Source organism: Megasphaera sp. SW808, from assembly GCF_012027795.1.
GTDB classification, from domain to species: Bacteria; Bacillota; Negativicutes; order Veillonellales; family Megasphaeraceae; genus Megasphaera; species Megasphaera stantonii.
In genome coordinates, this window is sequence record NZ_SJOT01000003.1 from 123,784 (window position 1) to 137,576 (window position 13,793).

Sequence of the window (13,793 nt, forward strand, 5' to 3'; positions counted from 1 at the left end):
GCCTTACCTCCTACCTTGCATTTCTGGCGTTCACTACGGTAAGGCACAGCTTTTCCGTATCCGTCACAATGGTGTCCAGCTGATGATCAAAGTAGGTATATACGCAGAAAGCAATGATCGCCACGCACAACCCCGACGCCGTCGCAATAAGGGCTTCACCGACACCGCCGGTAATCGCCGCGGCACCGGCGCCGCTGTCTAAAACGCTGAACGTGCTGATCATGCCTGTTACTGTGCCGAGAAGCCCCAGAAGCGGCGCAATCGTGACGATAGCGCTGAGGTAATCGAGATAGCGGCGAAAGGCGATGGATTCAATCGTCATCTGTTCATTGAAAGCATCTTTCATGGCTTTTTCATCATCCTTATGCCGGAGGCCGCTGGCAATAATGCGGCTGATAGCCGTAGGGAATTTCCGGCAGAAATTTTCCGCCGTATCCCATTGCTGATCACGAATAGCATGATCAACCCCGGTAAAAAACTTTTTCGAATCCCGACGATTGGCCCGGTAATAGTAAAACCGTTCAATCGCAATGGCTACCGTAAAAATAGACAGGGCCAGCAGCGGATACATAACCAGGCCGCCGCTGTGAAATAAATGCAGAAAATACGCGAATCCTTCCATTTACTACACTCCTTAATGATTATAGTTACTAACTTATATGAATGCTATAATGACTCGATACATTTTGCCGTTCACAAAGCTTATATGCATAACGCGGCGGCAGAAACAAAAATAACCCATAACCCCAGAGTACACGCTACGCTTTCCCATGTCCCCTTTTCAGCGCTTTTGATATTTTTTTGCGCCACTGTTCTCCATCTCCTTTACTGATTATTTTTTGTTAAGATATTGATTATTGTATTCATATAATAAAATGCACGTATATGATATCAAGGATATGAAAAAAAATCTACTCCAATCAGACATAAAAATAGCCCGATTAGACCAAACGGCAATAATAATTATTAAAAAATACTCCTCATTCAGACAAATATCAAATATATTAGTCTGAGTGAGGAGTATGTCTCGCTAAAATATATATTTAAATTTTTATGACAGCCAATACTGCGTCGCCGCATCGTTCCATACGCTCTAAAGAAACGGAGAACAAGGGGCCTTCTCGTTCCATTTGATTGAAAAAATGAATGTAGCTCCCGTAAGACCCGCTTAATTCTACATTATATCGGCTTTTTTCCTGCGGCGAGGTATAAAACGACAGTACTTGTAAGCCGCACGCATCGGCCTGCCGCTGTACGACGTTCAGTGCGTCTTCATCGGTTCCCTGCCATTTTCTGATAATGTCTTCCCGATCTTTCCACTCCATTGCCGTTTTATAGGAACAAATGCGGTTGTTAACGGTCTTCCACGCTTGCCATTGCCGGTACCAGTAGGCACAATGGACGGAGGACAGCAAAAGCAGTGCCAAAAGGATATACCAAAGGAATTGTTTATGCCTTTTGTCGTGAAGTATCTTGTTCATCATTCGCCCATTCTACCTCCAGCTGAAACGCCGTTTCCGCCGTCTGTCCCGCCTGCTTCATGCGGCTGGCCGAAGCCGAACGCACAGAAGGCTGGCGACGCAGGGCGTCCTGCCATTTCCTCTCAGAGCCGATTTCATTCGTCGTGCCAGATATTGACAGCACATGGCGACGCATTTCGATTTTTTCTACAAATGCCCCATCTGGCTTGGTATCGGCCAGGCACACGAGAATCTCCGGCCAATGAAGCCGCTTTCGTTGGTCTGCGTCGCGCCGTTCTTTCAACTCGCGCAGCTTTCGTTCCCACTCATTTTGCTGCATAATACGCCGCTGAATGGGAAAAGCCTGATCCGTAAACCGTTCTTGTTCCCAAATCGTCTGCATCTGAAATACCGCACCGGCCGCACCGACGGCCAGAATCACGAGAACCAGCAGCACAGCAATTTTTTTATTCAACCGCAGCGCCAAAAAGGACCATGATGAAGTTTGCTGTTCCTGCGGGATTAAATTGAATTCCATACGCCGCTCCTAATACGCTGCCAGTACGGCAGCCGGATATACTAATTCCCACCGATCCATATCTTGTTTCACAGGCTCTGATACCGGCGGAAGAGACCACGTTTCGCACGCTTCATCGTACCACAATCCGCAACACATCTGTCCTTGTTCCTCTTGCCAAAGCAGTCCATCTTCCGGCAGCGCCGAAGTGCAGGCATAGGATAGGGGAAATCCCGACTTCAGCCGAATCACATGGATCAGCACCGGTTCGCACAGATATAGAGTTCCAGTCCCGGACGGGCATAAGCGTCCTGCCGCCGCCGGAAGAACGTCGATTCTCTTGACGCAGCAATTCCCGGATCGCAGCGTCTGAATCATATCTGCTACCATATCGTAGGGATAGGCGGCGCTCATCCAGCTGTACAGGGCCCCCTCGGGCGGTTCTGCAGTTCGTGCTAAGTCAAAGGCGTACGCCGTGCTGCCGTCGCCAATCGCCTCGTCCCATACGACCATGCTTCGCGCCTCTTCCTTTCGTTTCGTCGCCAGCTTCAACTCTTTCCACAGCAACGATGGCCCGCTGAGCAGAAGATACACCGTATAGCCCTGCAGTCCATATACAGAAATAATATCTCCCAGGTACTTCCTGATTTTCTCAGGCCATGTGAGCCAGTCGGCAGGACAATCATAAATGCAGAGCTGCCGGCTCCGGACGCCGCCGTACCAGCTCGTTTCCGTTTTCAGAACATATATGTGCCGCTGCGACAGCCATATGCGGGCCCGATGGCCTTGGCCTATACTCATTCTTATGCCCTCCTTAATACACAATTTGCCGGACAACGAAAGAGGCACTGCCGTCGTCGCCTTTCTGCACCCGGAACTGCAGGGCGCAGGTTCGCTTCAAAAGGGTATGGTCCGAAACGGCCGACGCGCGCAGCACGCCGTTAAACGGCAGAGAATATGGCGACGCGACGCATTGGATTTCTATGCGCTGTCCCCCTTCGGCAATTCCCCATACATCGTTAAAAACCCATGTCCGCCGTTCCGGCACATCCTGCCACCGCCGGCTGCATAAGTCGTTCCAGCTCGCCAGCAGAGCGCTTTCCGAAGCATAGGATAACTGGACGGCTTCTTCGTATTGACGGGCAGACCGGACGTACTGGGCAGATAAATGGGCAGCCGACGCAGCCAGCAGCAGCGCCGCTGTCCCCAGCGCCAAGATGCAGAACGTCATATACCCGTTTTTTCGTCTCATGCCGCATCCTCCCATTGGCAGGGCAGCGGCGTAACGGTCAGCACGCAGGGCCAGGATTGTCCTGTATAGGCGTCGTACAGCTCAATATGAACGTGTATTTTTTCTCCAGTGGCGGAAAAATAGGGCCTGTCACCCTGGGAGCGCACGCTGATGCGGTCTTCCCGCAGTCCGGCCTTTACCGAACCTGTCAAAGGCTGTTCGCTGCCGTTGCTCAGCAAACGGTATACCCGTCCGTTTTTGACAGAAAATCCCGTCAGCCCGTTTTGTTCGTCGCGGCACCGTATCGTCTTAGCCGATACCTCGATATTCCGGGCGAAACGCAGTACGCCGAATATCGTTTCTTCCATCACCATGCCCTGGCGGGATAATTCTTCCCAGCTTTCGCCGTAGCGGCAGTTTGCCGCCGTCTGCACCAGCATCGGCAGAATTGCCGCCATGACGATCGCCGCGACGGCCAGAGCCGCTGCGAGTTCGGTCAGTACGAACCCGTTAGCTTTCTTCCGACTCCGCCAGGCGGATAAAAACGTGAACGCCTCCATCAGGGTCCTGCACCTCCACTCTGTACCGAATATACAAGCCGTCTATGCTCTCAGCCTGGCTGTGCAGCGTATACGTGCCGCGCAGCCCCGTCACCTCCTTCTGCAAAGAAAAGTTTTTCCCTTCTCCGCGCAGCGTTTCCATCTCCGAACGGCCGGCAACGGCGGCTCCGATAATGTGACGGGCCTGCCGATAAGCCGAAACGGCCTGGGCCGTCAGCATCAATGCCGGCGTAAAGAGGAGAACGCCTATAACGGACGCTGTTACGGCATCGACCAGCAGAAACCCGTTTTTCTTATTCGATTCGGATACGGCCGGTCTGAGCCGCCACGATAATTTTCTTTTCATACGGCTGATTGCCGGAGCTGGCGACAGTAAGTTCCATATCGCTCTGCGGTCTTCCTTTGCCATCAAACGTAAAGTCCTTTCGTCCGCTTTTCCCGGTAGGAATTGTAATCCCCTCCGGGTATATCCTCGTTTTATGGACAGTATACCGCTGCATGATGACATACTTGTCTTTTCGCAGCGACAACGTCCATCCGTCCATATCGGCCGTCCCGTTCGTCAGGGAATGCTGGCGCATGCGCTGCAGGTCGGCGGCGATTTCCCGCGTCATGACGTCTACGGCATAACGGTGGGAATCCCAGATCATCTTAGGCAGTGCCAACGTAAAAAATAACCCCATCAATCCGAGCAGCACGATGTATTCCATCAGCAGATAGCCGTTTTCGCGCCGCCGGCATGCCTTAGCCAGCCATCCAAGCCATAAGTTCTTCTCCTGCCGCAAAGGCTATCCACCATCCTATCCACAAAAACGGGCCGAAGGGAATGCAGCTCTTTCCGGCATAGAGCCGCCACGCAGCCGCCCCAATCAAAGCCGACAGGAAGGCGGCCGTCGTCATGATATAGGCCGTCGAGCCGCTGCAACCCAGGCACAGGACCGCCGCCAGCTTGACGTCGCCGCTGCCGATGCCCTGCGGATACAGAAAGTACAGCAGGGCAAAGGACAAGGCAAAACCGATGCTGACTGCACTGCAGGGCACTACGAGGCCGCTTGCTGCGGCGGCCCCGTTGGCCAACGCCGCAACGCATACAATCCCATCGGGAATCCAATACCAGGATATATCCGTATAGATGACGACAATCGTACATAAGGCCATGACCGCCAGCCATAGGCCGTATCCCCAGCTCAAAGCAGCAGCCGTATCGCCGGTCATCTCTCAGTCATCAGCCGCTCTCCGCAGCTGTCGTCCGATGGCTGGCCGCCGAATCATAGGTCACGCCGTCAAATACACCGGACACGACGCCTTCGCGGTTAATGCTGTATTCCGTCCCGTCCGGCAATGTCGGCTTAGACTGGAGATAGGCTTTGCCGGAGCTGCCCTTTTTTACCAAGTCGTCGACGGAATTGGGATACGCGCCGGTTTCGACTTCATACAGCGCCGCCGCATTGCTGATCGTATGCAAATCAGCCTCAATCTTAGCAATTTTCGCCGTTTTCCCGGCCGACGTGAACTTCGGCACGGCTACAGTAGCTAAAATCAAAATGATACTGACGACAACCAGCATTTCCAGCAGAGAAAACCCGTTTTTTCTCCGTCGGGACGAAGATAACCATAAACGAATGCGAATAAACATTTACACAACTCTCCTTTCATTTCTTACGGTACCATGCCTGCCGCCATATCCAGCAGCGGCAGCATACATGAGATAACAAGTGTTCCTATAACAGCGCCGACGACAAGGAGCATCAAGGGCCCTGCCAAACGTCGTACGACGGACAGACGCGACTGGATGCGCCACTGGTAATACTCGGAAACAGCCTGCAGAGCATCTTCATACCGCCCCGTCGTTTCGCCAACCAAAAGCATCGTCTCGATGTACGGCGTGCCAAACTGGCCTAATCGTACAGCCTGGCTGAAGGAGGTGCCGTTTTCTAACCGCCGCGCCGCCTGATTCACTGCCCGGCGAAACCAATCGACGGGTACGACGGCGGCCCCGTCGTCCAAGGCGTCCAGCAAGGGAATGCCGCACCGTATCTGCACGGCCAGCATTTGGCTGAACCGCTGCCAGCAAAAAATCACGCACAGACGCCGCAATACCGAAATGGAAAACAGCTTGTCTTCTGTATACCGCCGCACGCCGGGCCGGCGCAGCAAAAGGAACAGCGACGCAATACCCGTAACAGTTCCTGCGGCCAGCGCAGCGCCGTAAGACTGCAATATATGCGCCCCGGCCAGCATATACGCCGTCATCGCCGGCAGCGGCATCTGCATCTGCTCAAACATAGCTTCAAATACAGGCAGGATAAACGCGACGATACCGACTGCCATAGCCGTCGTACAGACCATGAGAAACAGCGGATACGATAAGGCGTCCATCATAAAACGGCGCTGCTTATCTGCCTGCTCGTAATATTGACCCAGAAGATACAGCATCTGCTCTAAATTGCCGGCCCGCTCGCCAGCGCTGACGATGCGGCAGACCAGCGAAGGAAATAACCCGGTTTGCCCTAATGCTTCCGACACAGCCATTCCTTTTTCCATATAGTCGACGGCCAGCTTCATGGCCTGACGCTGCTTTTTGCTCGTCACGTCGTGCAATAAAAGCCGGCAGGCCTGCACAAAGGGAATGCCGGCCCGGGTCATCGCGCCCAGCTGGTAAAACAAGAGGGACAAGGTCTTATAGGAAAAAGGACGGAGACGGAATACCAAAGCCAAAAGGGGCGTCGTTTCTTCCATCGCTACGATTTGCCAGGAACGACGCCGAGCCATGGCGCGAACCGATTCCGAGCTGGGAGCCGTCAGCCTGTACGTCATTTTTCGTCCGTGCATGTCGATGCATGTCACAACAAATCGTTTCATATCAGATTCCGCCTATGCCGCTGCAGCGCTTGTTCCATCGTCCGCATCCCCAAGGCCGCGCCGGTCTGCATAACCGTCGTCAGCTGATGCTCCCTGCCGCTGCGGATGAGCTGGGCAACGGCCGGCGTATGCAGCAAGATTTCCCTGGCAACATAAGCGCCGCCTGTTCCATCGCCCCGGCGCTGAGCCAAGATTCCCTGCAATACCATAGCCAGGCGGCAGCGCATCTCTTCCTGTTCCGCACCGGCATAGGCTCCGGCCATGCGGCTGACGGCCTGCGCTGCCGAGCGGGTATGGAGGGTAGCGAAGACGAGATGCCCTGTTTCCGCTGCCGTCAGCGCTGCGTCCATGGTCTCCCTGTCGCGCATTTCACCGACAAGCAGTATATCCGGGTCCTGCCGCAGTGCTTCCCGTACCCCTTCGGCAAAGGACTGGAAGTGAATCCCATACTCCCGTTGGCTGATAAGGGCCAGCTCCCCCGGCACGATATATTCAACGGGATCTTCCAGCGTGATGATGTGGCAGCGGCGGTTGGCGTTCGCCCAACGCAGTATGCGCCATAAGGCCGTCGTCTTGCCGCTCCCCGTCGGCCCGCACACCAGCACCAAGCCGTCGTCCAGTCCGCTCAGCCGCTGCAGCAAGGCCTCGTCGCCGTCAGGCGGCAGCATGTCGAGGGGATACAGCATCCGCACGACGACGTGAACGCCGGCTTGCTCGCGGCTGGCATGAAGGCGGCAGCGGACGCGCCCGTCCCAGGAAAAGGCCGTCGACACATAGGGCTGTCCGCAAAAAGGCTGACCCAAGGCTTGCAGCCACGCGGAAATCTCTTCACCTCCTACACGATAATTCCCCCAGGGAAATAGCTCCGCTCCCAAGCGCAGCAGAGGCAAACGCCCTTCCTGCAAGTGAACGTCCGACGCTTTCGAGTGGACGGCGGCGGCAAGCACGGCGGCTATGTCCATAGTTCGTCTCCTACGTTGTAAACGCGGCCGATTTCCTCCGCGTCGGTCCAGCCCTCGGATAAGGCTCGCTGCACCAGGGATTTCGTAAATATAGCTCCATCCAAGGCTGCGGCCCCTGCGATAGCGGAAGCGCTTCCGCTTTGCCGAATAAGGACCTTGACGTGTTCGCCTACAGGCAGCACCTCGCACAAGCAGAACCGGCCGTCATACCCGCTGTGAAAGCAATGTCCGCATCCTTGATGCGTAAAAGCCGACGGGCTGCCGGGCTGTTCCTGCCTGCGGCAGCGGCTGCACAAACGGCGGGCCAGGCGCTGCGACGTAATGCCGATGAGGGCGTCAGCAACTAAATATGGAGCGATGCCCATATCAATTAAGCGTATCGGCGCCTCCGCCGCGCTGGCCGCATGGAGAGTGCTGAATACGAGGTGCCCCGTCAATGCCGCGCGGATGGCGATGCGGGCTGTCTCGACGTCGCGGATTTCGCCAATGACCAGGATATCCGGGTCCTGCCGCAGAAGAGCCCGCAGACCGTTGTGAAACTCCAAGCCGCACTTTACATGAATCTGACTTTGGCAGACTCCTTCCAATTTATATTCCACTGGATCTTCCAGCGTAGCGATGCTCACTTCCGGCTGGTGCAGCTCCTGCAGGGCGGCGTATAAAGTCGTCGTCTTGCCGCTGCCCGTCGCGCCGCTGTACAGAAACAATCCGCTGCTCCGCTTCGTCAGCCGCCGCAGCAGCGCCGCCACATCGCCGCCAAGGCCCAGGCAGTCCAGATTCAGCGTTACCTGGCCGGCGTCCAGCAATCGAATGACCGTCTTTTCGCCGCGAATCGTCGGCATCGTACTGACGCGCATGTCGATAGGACGGCGTCCATCCTGCCAGACGAACCGTCCGTCCTGCGGCAGACGCTTGTTGGCAATATCCAGGCTGGCCAAAATTTTGATGCGCGCCGTCACCGCGTCGAGGCGTTCCGCCGGCAGTTCCCCTATGGCTACCAGCACGCCGTCGCGGCGCAGGCGAATGCGGACGGTTCGGTCCATCGGCTCGACGTGAATGTCGCTGGCACCGGAATCGGCGGCGTAAGCCAGCAAATCCGATACGATTTCATGAGCCGTGCCGCGAAAGGCCGGCCGTGACGGCCTCATATACTCAGCCATGATGCTCCTCCTTTCTCGTCGGGGTTACACCGTCATCATACCACGTCCCGGAGCGGCCGCTGAAAAATTTAATCTTCCCTTAATGTGCAAACTGCCGATTTTAATACATCTCTCAGAATTGCTTCATGTACAGCTCATAATAGACTTCGGCTGACTGGTATTGACGGAAATTGACGGTTCGGCCAAATTTTTAAAGCCCCTATTTTTATGGTATGATTAGCATAGTATTTCTACAGACCGAAAGGAGTCCCGCCTATGGATGAAGCTGTCCTGCATGGCTTAAACGCCGAGCAACGCGCCGTCGTTGCCGATTTAGACCATCATATATTGTTAAACGCGCCGGCCGGCACGGGAAAAACCAACGTACTGGCCCGACGCGTCGCCGCTATCGTCGAGTCGGGGCGAGCCGCAGGCTCCCAGATCCTTTGCCTGACCTTCACGAACAGGGCCTGCAAAGAATTGAAAAACCGAATTTTTTCTACGGCACACGAAAAAGGCCTCGACGTCGTCGTCAAGACCATTCACAGCTTTTGCTATTCTCTTATCAAGGAAGAAAGCAAGGCCGGCTCCGATGTATGCAGCGATTTTCTCGTCTACGACGACGAGGACTGCAAAAACATCGTCGCCAGCCTGCCCCTTTCTCTCGACGTATCGGCCCGGGGAAGGATGCAGAATATACAAAATTTCATAGAAGCATCCAAAAAATACTGCGCCCTTCATGACTGCCAAAGCGGCGACGTACTGGCCGACTTCGCCTCCGGCGCCGCGGCTATCTGCCGGGACGCCGGCCGTCTCCGCTCGTTCTGCACGAATTATACGGACAGCGTCGACGCCGAGCTGGAGCAGTGGCTGGCAACAAACGGCGTCGGCCTCATGGAGCATTACACCGCGGCATTGTCGGCCAATCATGCCCTGGATTTTGAAGACCTCATCGTCCGCGCCTCTCTCCTGCTGCGGCAGGACGACGTATGCCGGCGCTGGCAAAATCGCTTCGCCTACATCGCCATCGACGAAATGCAGGATACGAGCGACATCGAATACGACCTCATTTCCCGTCTGTTTCCGGGACGTATCGTCCTCCTCTGCGGCGACTATTTTCAAACCATTTACGAATGGCGCGGATCTCATCCCGATGCCATACTGCGCCGCTTCACTGCGGACTACCGTCCTGTCCGCATCACCTTTACGATAAATTACCGGGCTACGGAAACGCTGCTCCAGGCGTCGTCGGCCTGTCTCGCCAACCTGTTCGGCCCGTCTGTCGCCTCCTTCTATCCTGCGCCCGGCACGGCTGCCGGCCATGAGCAGGGCGAGCCCATCGTCGCTGTGGAAACGGCCCATTTCATGGATGAAGCGCGCTGGATATTCCGTCAAATCGCCGCATTGCCGCCGCAGGAACGAACCAAAGCCTGCATCATGACCCGGACGAACCGCTGCAATAAGGTCATTTGGAACGGCGTCCGTTCGCACAATGAAGGCCTGCCGCCGGAACGGCGCCTGCCCTTTACGATGATCGACCAGTTTCAATTGTTTAAACGGCAGGAATGCAAGGACGTCGCGGCCTTTCTGCGCCTGACGATGAACAAGCACGACGCTCTGAGCCTGAAGCGCATCCTCCTGCGCTTTGCCGAGCGCATCGGCCGCCGTACCATCGATACTATTGAAAGCCCGTCGTACCGCCGACTGGGATTGGGGCTGTGCGACTTCATCGACGGCGACGCCCTGACCCTCGGCGATCCCTTCGGCCGGCTGCTGACGGCATTGGAAAAAAGCAGCGTCGTCGTCTTCGACGTAGAAAGTACCGGCACGGACACGACGCGGGACGACATCATTCAGATTGCCGCAATCCGCCTGAACGAGCGCTGCGAAATCTCGGAGAAATTCAACGCCTACGTCCGGCCCAACCGCAGCGTCGGCGACTCATACTATATCCATCATATCAGCGACGAGCTGCTCCGCCGCGAAGGCCGCAATCCCAGGGAAGCCCTTGCCGACTTTCTCCGCTTTGCCGACGGCGCCGTCATCGTCGGCCACAACGTGTCCTACGACCTGCGCATCCTGCGCAGCGAGCTGCGCCGCCTGTCTATGGACAGCCCCGACGACATCGCCTATTACGATACGCTGGATATATTCCGCCGCTTTTATCCCAGCCTGCCCAATCACAAGCTAAGCTATTTGAGCAGCCGTTTCACGCCGAATACCCAGTCGAGCCACGACGCCTTTGATGACATCGTCGCCACGGCGGCCATCCTGCGCTACGCCCTGGACGAGCATATCCGCCCCTATACGGCCCAGCGCCGGTCCTGCATGGCCATCTACGCCCCCTTGTTTAAGCCTGTAAGCGAAAAGCTCCATGAACTGCGGCAGCTGTCATACACGCAGCGTCCCTGCGATCTCATCGCCGCCGTCATGCTCCGCTGCGGCGTAAAAGACTACTATGAAGGGCAGCAGAGCCGCACAGAACAAGAAGAGCACATCGACCGCATGGAAAATATCCGCAAGCTGTACAGCCTGGCTAAGGAAACGGACACGCCCGGCCAGGATCCGCGCGACGCCCTGACGGAGTTTCTCCAGCTCACGGCCCTGTCTAACAGCGAATTGGACAGCCTGCTGGAAAAAAAGCCCCAAATCCCGATTATTACAGTACATCAGGCTAAGGGGCTGGAATTCGATTATGTATTTTTAGCGTGTCTTCAGGACGGCGTCTTTCCCTTGTCCCGCGCCGCCGATGACAGCCGCGAGCTCGACGAGGAAAAGCGGCTGTTTTACGTCGCCATGACGCGAGCCAGGAAACGGCTGTTCCTAAGCTGGCACCGCCGCGAGGGAAAGCACGTCTACGGGCCAAGCCGGTTTATCGCCGCCATTCCCGGCCAGTATCTATTGCAGGAAACCGGCCAGGCCAAATAAGAGGCCTAAGATGCCGGAACCGAGAAGCACCTTGATAACGCCGATCTTTTTGCGTACAGCTGCCAGTGCAGCCAGTAATATGACCAATGCACTGCCGTTAAAATCAGCAAAATCATGAGGCATCGACTCGGTGTTCCACAATGCCAGCCAAATAAAGCTGATGCTGGCGGCGCAGATAAGGGCTACGACAGCCGGGCGCAGACCGTTTAAAATACCGCGTACCGGACCGATATCTCCGTATTTCAGAAAAATACGCGCCAACGCCAGCCCAATAAAGAAGGATGGCGTAACAAAGCCTACCGTCGCGCATACAGCGCCGCCGACGCCGGCAATCTTTGTTCCGACAAAAGTGGCTGCATTGATACCAATTGGCCCCGGCGTCATTTGGGAAATGGTAAAAATATCGACAAATTCACTCATAGACAACCAATGATACGTATCGACGACACAGTGCTGAATAAGGGGCATAGAAGCATATCCGCCGCCGACACAGAATAATCCTACTTTGCAAAATTCCCAAAAAAGCAATACGTACAACATGCTACCCCTCCTAGTTATATTTAGCCGCTCTCATGAACAAGAAGCCAACAACGCCGTCAATCAGCACCAAGAGCATGATATTAAAATCGAAGCATAAGTTAGCTGCAAAGGTTACGATAATAATCAGCAAAGGCAACGCCAGCTTTTTCTTGACCTGCTTTGCCAGCAAGTCGATGCCTACGCTGAGAATGAGAGCTGTCGCACCGCACTGCATGCCGCGCAGAATAAGCCGTATGATTTCATTTTGAACAAAATAATCATAGCAGTAAGCAATAACAGATAACGTAATCAGCGGCGGCAAAATCGTAGCGACAAGTGCCACCATCGTCCCCAGGACGCCGGCCATGCGGTATCCCAGAATGATGGCGCTATTGGCGGCAATAACGCCCGGCATGGACTGGGCAATAGCCACCATATCCAATGCGTCCTTGTCGTTAATCCACTGGTATTCGTCGACATACTTGGCCTTGAGCAGGGGAATGATAACAAAGCCTCCGCCTACCGTAAACATGCTGATAAGAAAGGTCGATTTAAATAACGTCCAAAAAAAATGAAGATCCCGCGGCTTATTCATAATAGGTTGTTCCATGAGAAAACTCCTTTCCGATTCTTTTCGTCCCTAATTATAGCATGATAAAAGATATATTAAAAATATTGGTTTTGTTGCCCATACATATGAAAATCATATATAAAGAGGTGCCTTACATGGACATTCGCCAACTACTTTATTTTATTACCGTCGCCGAAGAAGGCCAAATCACGGCGGCGGCCAAAAAACTGCACATGGCCCAGCCTCCCTTGAGCCAGCAGATGAAGCATCTGGAAGACGAGCTGGGCGTCGCCTTGTTCAAGCGCGGCTCCCGGCAGACGGAGCTGACCGACGCCGGAAAAATCCTGTTTCGCCGGGCCCAGCAGATCATCAACCTGTCCGATTCGACGCTGCGGGAAATCAAGGACTTCAAGGAAGGCGTCTACGGCACCTTGTCCATCGGCATGGTATCGTCGTCAGGAAGCGTCATCCTCCGTCCCTTCATGCAGCAGTTTCACCGCCAGTACTGCGGCGTGCGCTTCGAGGTGTACGACGGCAATACCTTTAAGATCATCGACCTCCTGACGAAGGGCCTCATCGAAATCGGCATCGTCCGCACACCTTTCAATTACGAACCCTTTCATTATAAATTCCTCGGCGAAGAGCCCATGGTCCTGGCCTTGACCGACGACCTGGACTGGTGTCCCCGCCGCGATACGGTCTCCCTAAAGGAACTGGCCGACAAACCCCTCATCATTTACCGCCGCTTCGACCAGCTCATTCAGGATACGTGCGCCGCCCAAAACATGACGCCGACGATCTTCTGCCGCAGCGACGACGCCCGCACGAGCCTCCTGTGGGCCAACGCCGGCTTGGGCATGGCTATCCTTCCCCAATCGGCCTTCACGCTGGCAACGCACTCGCGGCTGCACGTAAAAACCATCGACGAGCCGCGGCTCTATACGCGCCTGACTGCCATTTGGATGAAAAACCGGTATTTCTCATCCCTAGCGGAAAAATTTATCGAGGCCTTCTCCTAAGCACGTCAAAAAAGCAGCCTGTCTT

Annotated in this window: 17 protein-coding genes; 2 read left to right on the forward strand and 15 right to left on the reverse strand. The window is 55.1% G+C overall.

What is annotated here, in order from left to right:
- Window positions 1-10 precede the first annotated feature (10 nt).
- From E0L13_RS02215 to E0L13_RS02275, 13 genes are all read right to left on the reverse strand, one after another.
- Complete coding sequence (locus tag E0L13_RS02215) at window positions 11-622, reverse strand: MotA/TolQ/ExbB proton channel family protein (RefSeq protein ID WP_168059975.1); 612 nt, start codon at window positions 620-622, stop codon at window positions 11-13.
- Window positions 623-1,043: 421 nt separating this feature from the next.
- Window positions 1,044-1,484, reverse strand: coding sequence for a hypothetical protein (locus tag E0L13_RS02220; RefSeq protein WP_168059977.1), 441 nt, complete (start codon window positions 1,482-1,484; stop codon window positions 1,044-1,046).
- Window positions 1,450-1,998 carry a hypothetical protein gene (locus E0L13_RS02225; protein WP_168059979.1) on the reverse strand — a complete coding sequence of 183 codons (549 nt, stop codon included), beginning with the start codon at window positions 1,996-1,998 and terminating at the stop codon, window positions 1,450-1,452. The genes E0L13_RS02220 and E0L13_RS02225 overlap by 35 nt, the downstream gene beginning before the upstream one ends.
- Before the next feature lie 9 nt (window positions 1,999-2,007).
- Entirely contained in the window at window positions 2,008-2,778 is a 771-nt protein-coding gene (locus E0L13_RS02230) for a hypothetical protein (protein ID WP_168059981.1), read from the reverse strand.
- A gap of 13 nt (window positions 2,779-2,791) precedes the next feature.
- Window positions 2,792-3,229: a hypothetical protein gene (locus E0L13_RS02235; protein ID WP_168059983.1), complete on the reverse strand. Its 438-nt coding sequence runs from the start codon at window positions 3,227-3,229 to the stop codon at window positions 2,792-2,794.
- On the reverse strand, window positions 3,226-3,768 hold the full coding sequence (locus E0L13_RS02240; RefSeq protein WP_168059985.1) for a hypothetical protein: 543 nt from the start codon (window positions 3,766-3,768) through the stop codon (window positions 3,226-3,228). Before E0L13_RS02240 ends, E0L13_RS02235 begins: the two co-directional genes overlap by 4 nt.
- Complete coding sequence (locus tag E0L13_RS02245; protein ID WP_168059987.1) at window positions 3,719-4,114, reverse strand: hypothetical protein; 396 nt, start codon at window positions 4,112-4,114, stop codon at window positions 3,719-3,721. The genes E0L13_RS02240 and E0L13_RS02245 overlap by 50 nt, the downstream gene beginning before the upstream one ends.
- Window positions 4,062-4,553 (reverse strand): hypothetical protein, encoded by a 492-nt coding sequence (locus E0L13_RS02250; protein ID WP_168059989.1) that lies wholly within the window; start codon window positions 4,551-4,553, stop codon window positions 4,062-4,064. Before E0L13_RS02250 ends, E0L13_RS02245 begins: the two co-directional genes overlap by 53 nt.
- Window positions 4,513-4,983 carry a prepilin peptidase gene (locus E0L13_RS02255; protein WP_168059991.1) on the reverse strand — a complete coding sequence of 157 codons (471 nt, stop codon included), beginning with the start codon at window positions 4,981-4,983 and terminating at the stop codon, window positions 4,513-4,515. Before E0L13_RS02255 ends, E0L13_RS02250 begins: the two co-directional genes overlap by 41 nt.
- Window positions 4,984-4,993: 10 nt before the next feature.
- On the reverse strand, window positions 4,994-5,404 hold the full coding sequence (locus E0L13_RS02260) for a prepilin-type N-terminal cleavage/methylation domain-containing protein (RefSeq protein WP_168059993.1): 411 nt from the start codon (window positions 5,402-5,404) through the stop codon (window positions 4,994-4,996).
- Between the two features lie 23 nt (window positions 5,405-5,427).
- Window positions 5,428-6,630: a type II secretion system F family protein gene (locus E0L13_RS02265; protein WP_168059995.1), complete on the reverse strand. Its 1,203-nt coding sequence runs from the start codon at window positions 6,628-6,630 to the stop codon at window positions 5,428-5,430.
- Window positions 6,627-7,592 carry an ATPase, T2SS/T4P/T4SS family gene (locus tag E0L13_RS02270; RefSeq protein ID WP_168059997.1) on the reverse strand — a complete coding sequence of 322 codons (966 nt, stop codon included), beginning with the start codon at window positions 7,590-7,592 and terminating at the stop codon, window positions 6,627-6,629. Before E0L13_RS02270 ends, E0L13_RS02265 begins: the two co-directional genes overlap by 4 nt.
- Complete coding sequence (locus tag E0L13_RS02275; RefSeq protein ID WP_240924632.1) at window positions 7,583-8,752, reverse strand: GspE/PulE family protein; 1,170 nt, start codon at window positions 8,750-8,752, stop codon at window positions 7,583-7,585. The genes E0L13_RS02270 and E0L13_RS02275 overlap by 10 nt, the downstream gene beginning before the upstream one ends.
- Window positions 8,753-9,007: 255 nt before the next feature.
- On the opposite strand from E0L13_RS02275, the gene E0L13_RS02280 reads away from it, so the two are divergent.
- Window positions 9,008-11,659 carry a 3'-5' exonuclease gene (locus tag E0L13_RS02280; protein ID WP_168059999.1) on the forward strand — a complete coding sequence of 884 codons (2,652 nt, stop codon included), beginning with the start codon at window positions 9,008-9,010 and terminating at the stop codon, window positions 11,657-11,659.
- On the opposite strand, the gene E0L13_RS02285 is transcribed toward E0L13_RS02280, so the two are convergent.
- Together E0L13_RS02285 and E0L13_RS02290 are read right to left on the reverse strand one after the other, a co-directional pair.
- On the reverse strand, window positions 11,630-12,199 hold the full coding sequence (locus tag E0L13_RS02285) for a chromate transporter (RefSeq protein ID WP_168060001.1): 570 nt from the start codon (window positions 12,197-12,199) through the stop codon (window positions 11,630-11,632). The genes E0L13_RS02280 and E0L13_RS02285 overlap by 30 nt on opposite strands.
- A 10-nt stretch (window positions 12,200-12,209) precedes the next feature.
- On the reverse strand, window positions 12,210-12,788 hold the full coding sequence (locus E0L13_RS02290; protein WP_168060003.1) for a chromate transporter: 579 nt from the start codon (window positions 12,786-12,788) through the stop codon (window positions 12,210-12,212).
- A 116-nt stretch (window positions 12,789-12,904) separates the two neighbouring features.
- Here E0L13_RS02290 and E0L13_RS02295 point away from each other — a divergent pair, with 116 nt between their 5' ends.
- Window positions 12,905-13,768 (forward strand): LysR family transcriptional regulator, encoded by an 864-nt coding sequence (locus E0L13_RS02295; RefSeq protein ID WP_168060005.1) that lies wholly within the window; start codon window positions 12,905-12,907, stop codon window positions 13,766-13,768.
- The last annotated feature ends 25 nt before the right edge of the window (window positions 13,769-13,793 follow it).

What these genes read in the sequence shown, in the direction of transcription:
- E0L13_RS02225 (WP_168059979.1), bottom strand. Translation starts at nt 1,998, where the DNA reads ATGGAATTCAATTTAATCCCGCAGGAACAGCAAACTTCATCATGGTCC.
- E0L13_RS02280 (WP_168059999.1), top strand. Translation starts at nt 9,008, where the DNA reads ATGGATGAAGCTGTCCTGCATGGCTTAAACGCCGAGCAACGCGCCGTC.
- E0L13_RS02235 (WP_168059983.1), bottom strand. Translation starts at nt 3,229, where the DNA reads ATGAGACGAAAAAACGGGTATATGACGTTCTGCATCTTGGCGCTGGGG.
- E0L13_RS02270 (WP_168059997.1), bottom strand. Translation starts at nt 7,592, where the DNA reads ATGGACATAGCCGCCGTGCTTGCCGCCGCCGTCCACTCGAAAGCGTCG.
- E0L13_RS02260 (WP_168059993.1), bottom strand. Translation starts at nt 5,404, where the DNA reads ATGTTTATTCGCATTCGTTTATGGTTATCTTCGTCCCGACGGAGAAAA.
- E0L13_RS02230 (WP_168059981.1), bottom strand. Translation starts at nt 2,778, where the DNA reads ATGAGTATAGGCCAAGGCCATCGGGCCCGCATATGGCTGTCGCAGCGG.
- E0L13_RS02265 (WP_168059995.1), bottom strand. Translation starts at nt 6,630, where the DNA reads ATGAAACGATTTGTTGTGACATGCATCGACATGCACGGACGAAAAATG.
- E0L13_RS02255 (WP_168059991.1), bottom strand. Translation starts at nt 4,983, where the DNA reads ATGACCGGCGATACGGCTGCTGCTTTGAGCTGGGGATACGGCCTATGG.
- E0L13_RS02240 (WP_168059985.1), bottom strand. Translation starts at nt 3,768, where the DNA reads ATGGAGGCGTTCACGTTTTTATCCGCCTGGCGGAGTCGGAAGAAAGCT.
- E0L13_RS02275 (WP_240924632.1), bottom strand. Translation starts at nt 8,752, where the DNA reads ATGGCTGAGTATATGAGGCCGTCACGGCCGGCCTTTCGCGGCACGGCT.
- E0L13_RS02285 (WP_168060001.1), bottom strand. Translation starts at nt 12,199, where the DNA reads ATGTTGTACGTATTGCTTTTTTGGGAATTTTGCAAAGTAGGATTATTC.
- E0L13_RS02215 (WP_168059975.1), bottom strand. Translation starts at nt 622, where the DNA reads ATGGAAGGATTCGCGTATTTTCTGCATTTATTTCACAGCGGCGGCCTG.
- E0L13_RS02295 (WP_168060005.1), top strand. Translation starts at nt 12,905, where the DNA reads ATGGACATTCGCCAACTACTTTATTTTATTACCGTCGCCGAAGAAGGC.
- E0L13_RS02245 (WP_168059987.1), bottom strand. Translation starts at nt 4,114, where the DNA reads ATGAAAAGAAAATTATCGTGGCGGCTCAGACCGGCCGTATCCGAATCG.
- E0L13_RS02290 (WP_168060003.1), bottom strand. Translation starts at nt 12,788, where the DNA reads ATGGAACAACCTATTATGAATAAGCCGCGGGATCTTCATTTTTTTTGG.
- E0L13_RS02220 (WP_168059977.1), bottom strand. Translation starts at nt 1,484, where the DNA reads ATGATGAACAAGATACTTCACGACAAAAGGCATAAACAATTCCTTTGG.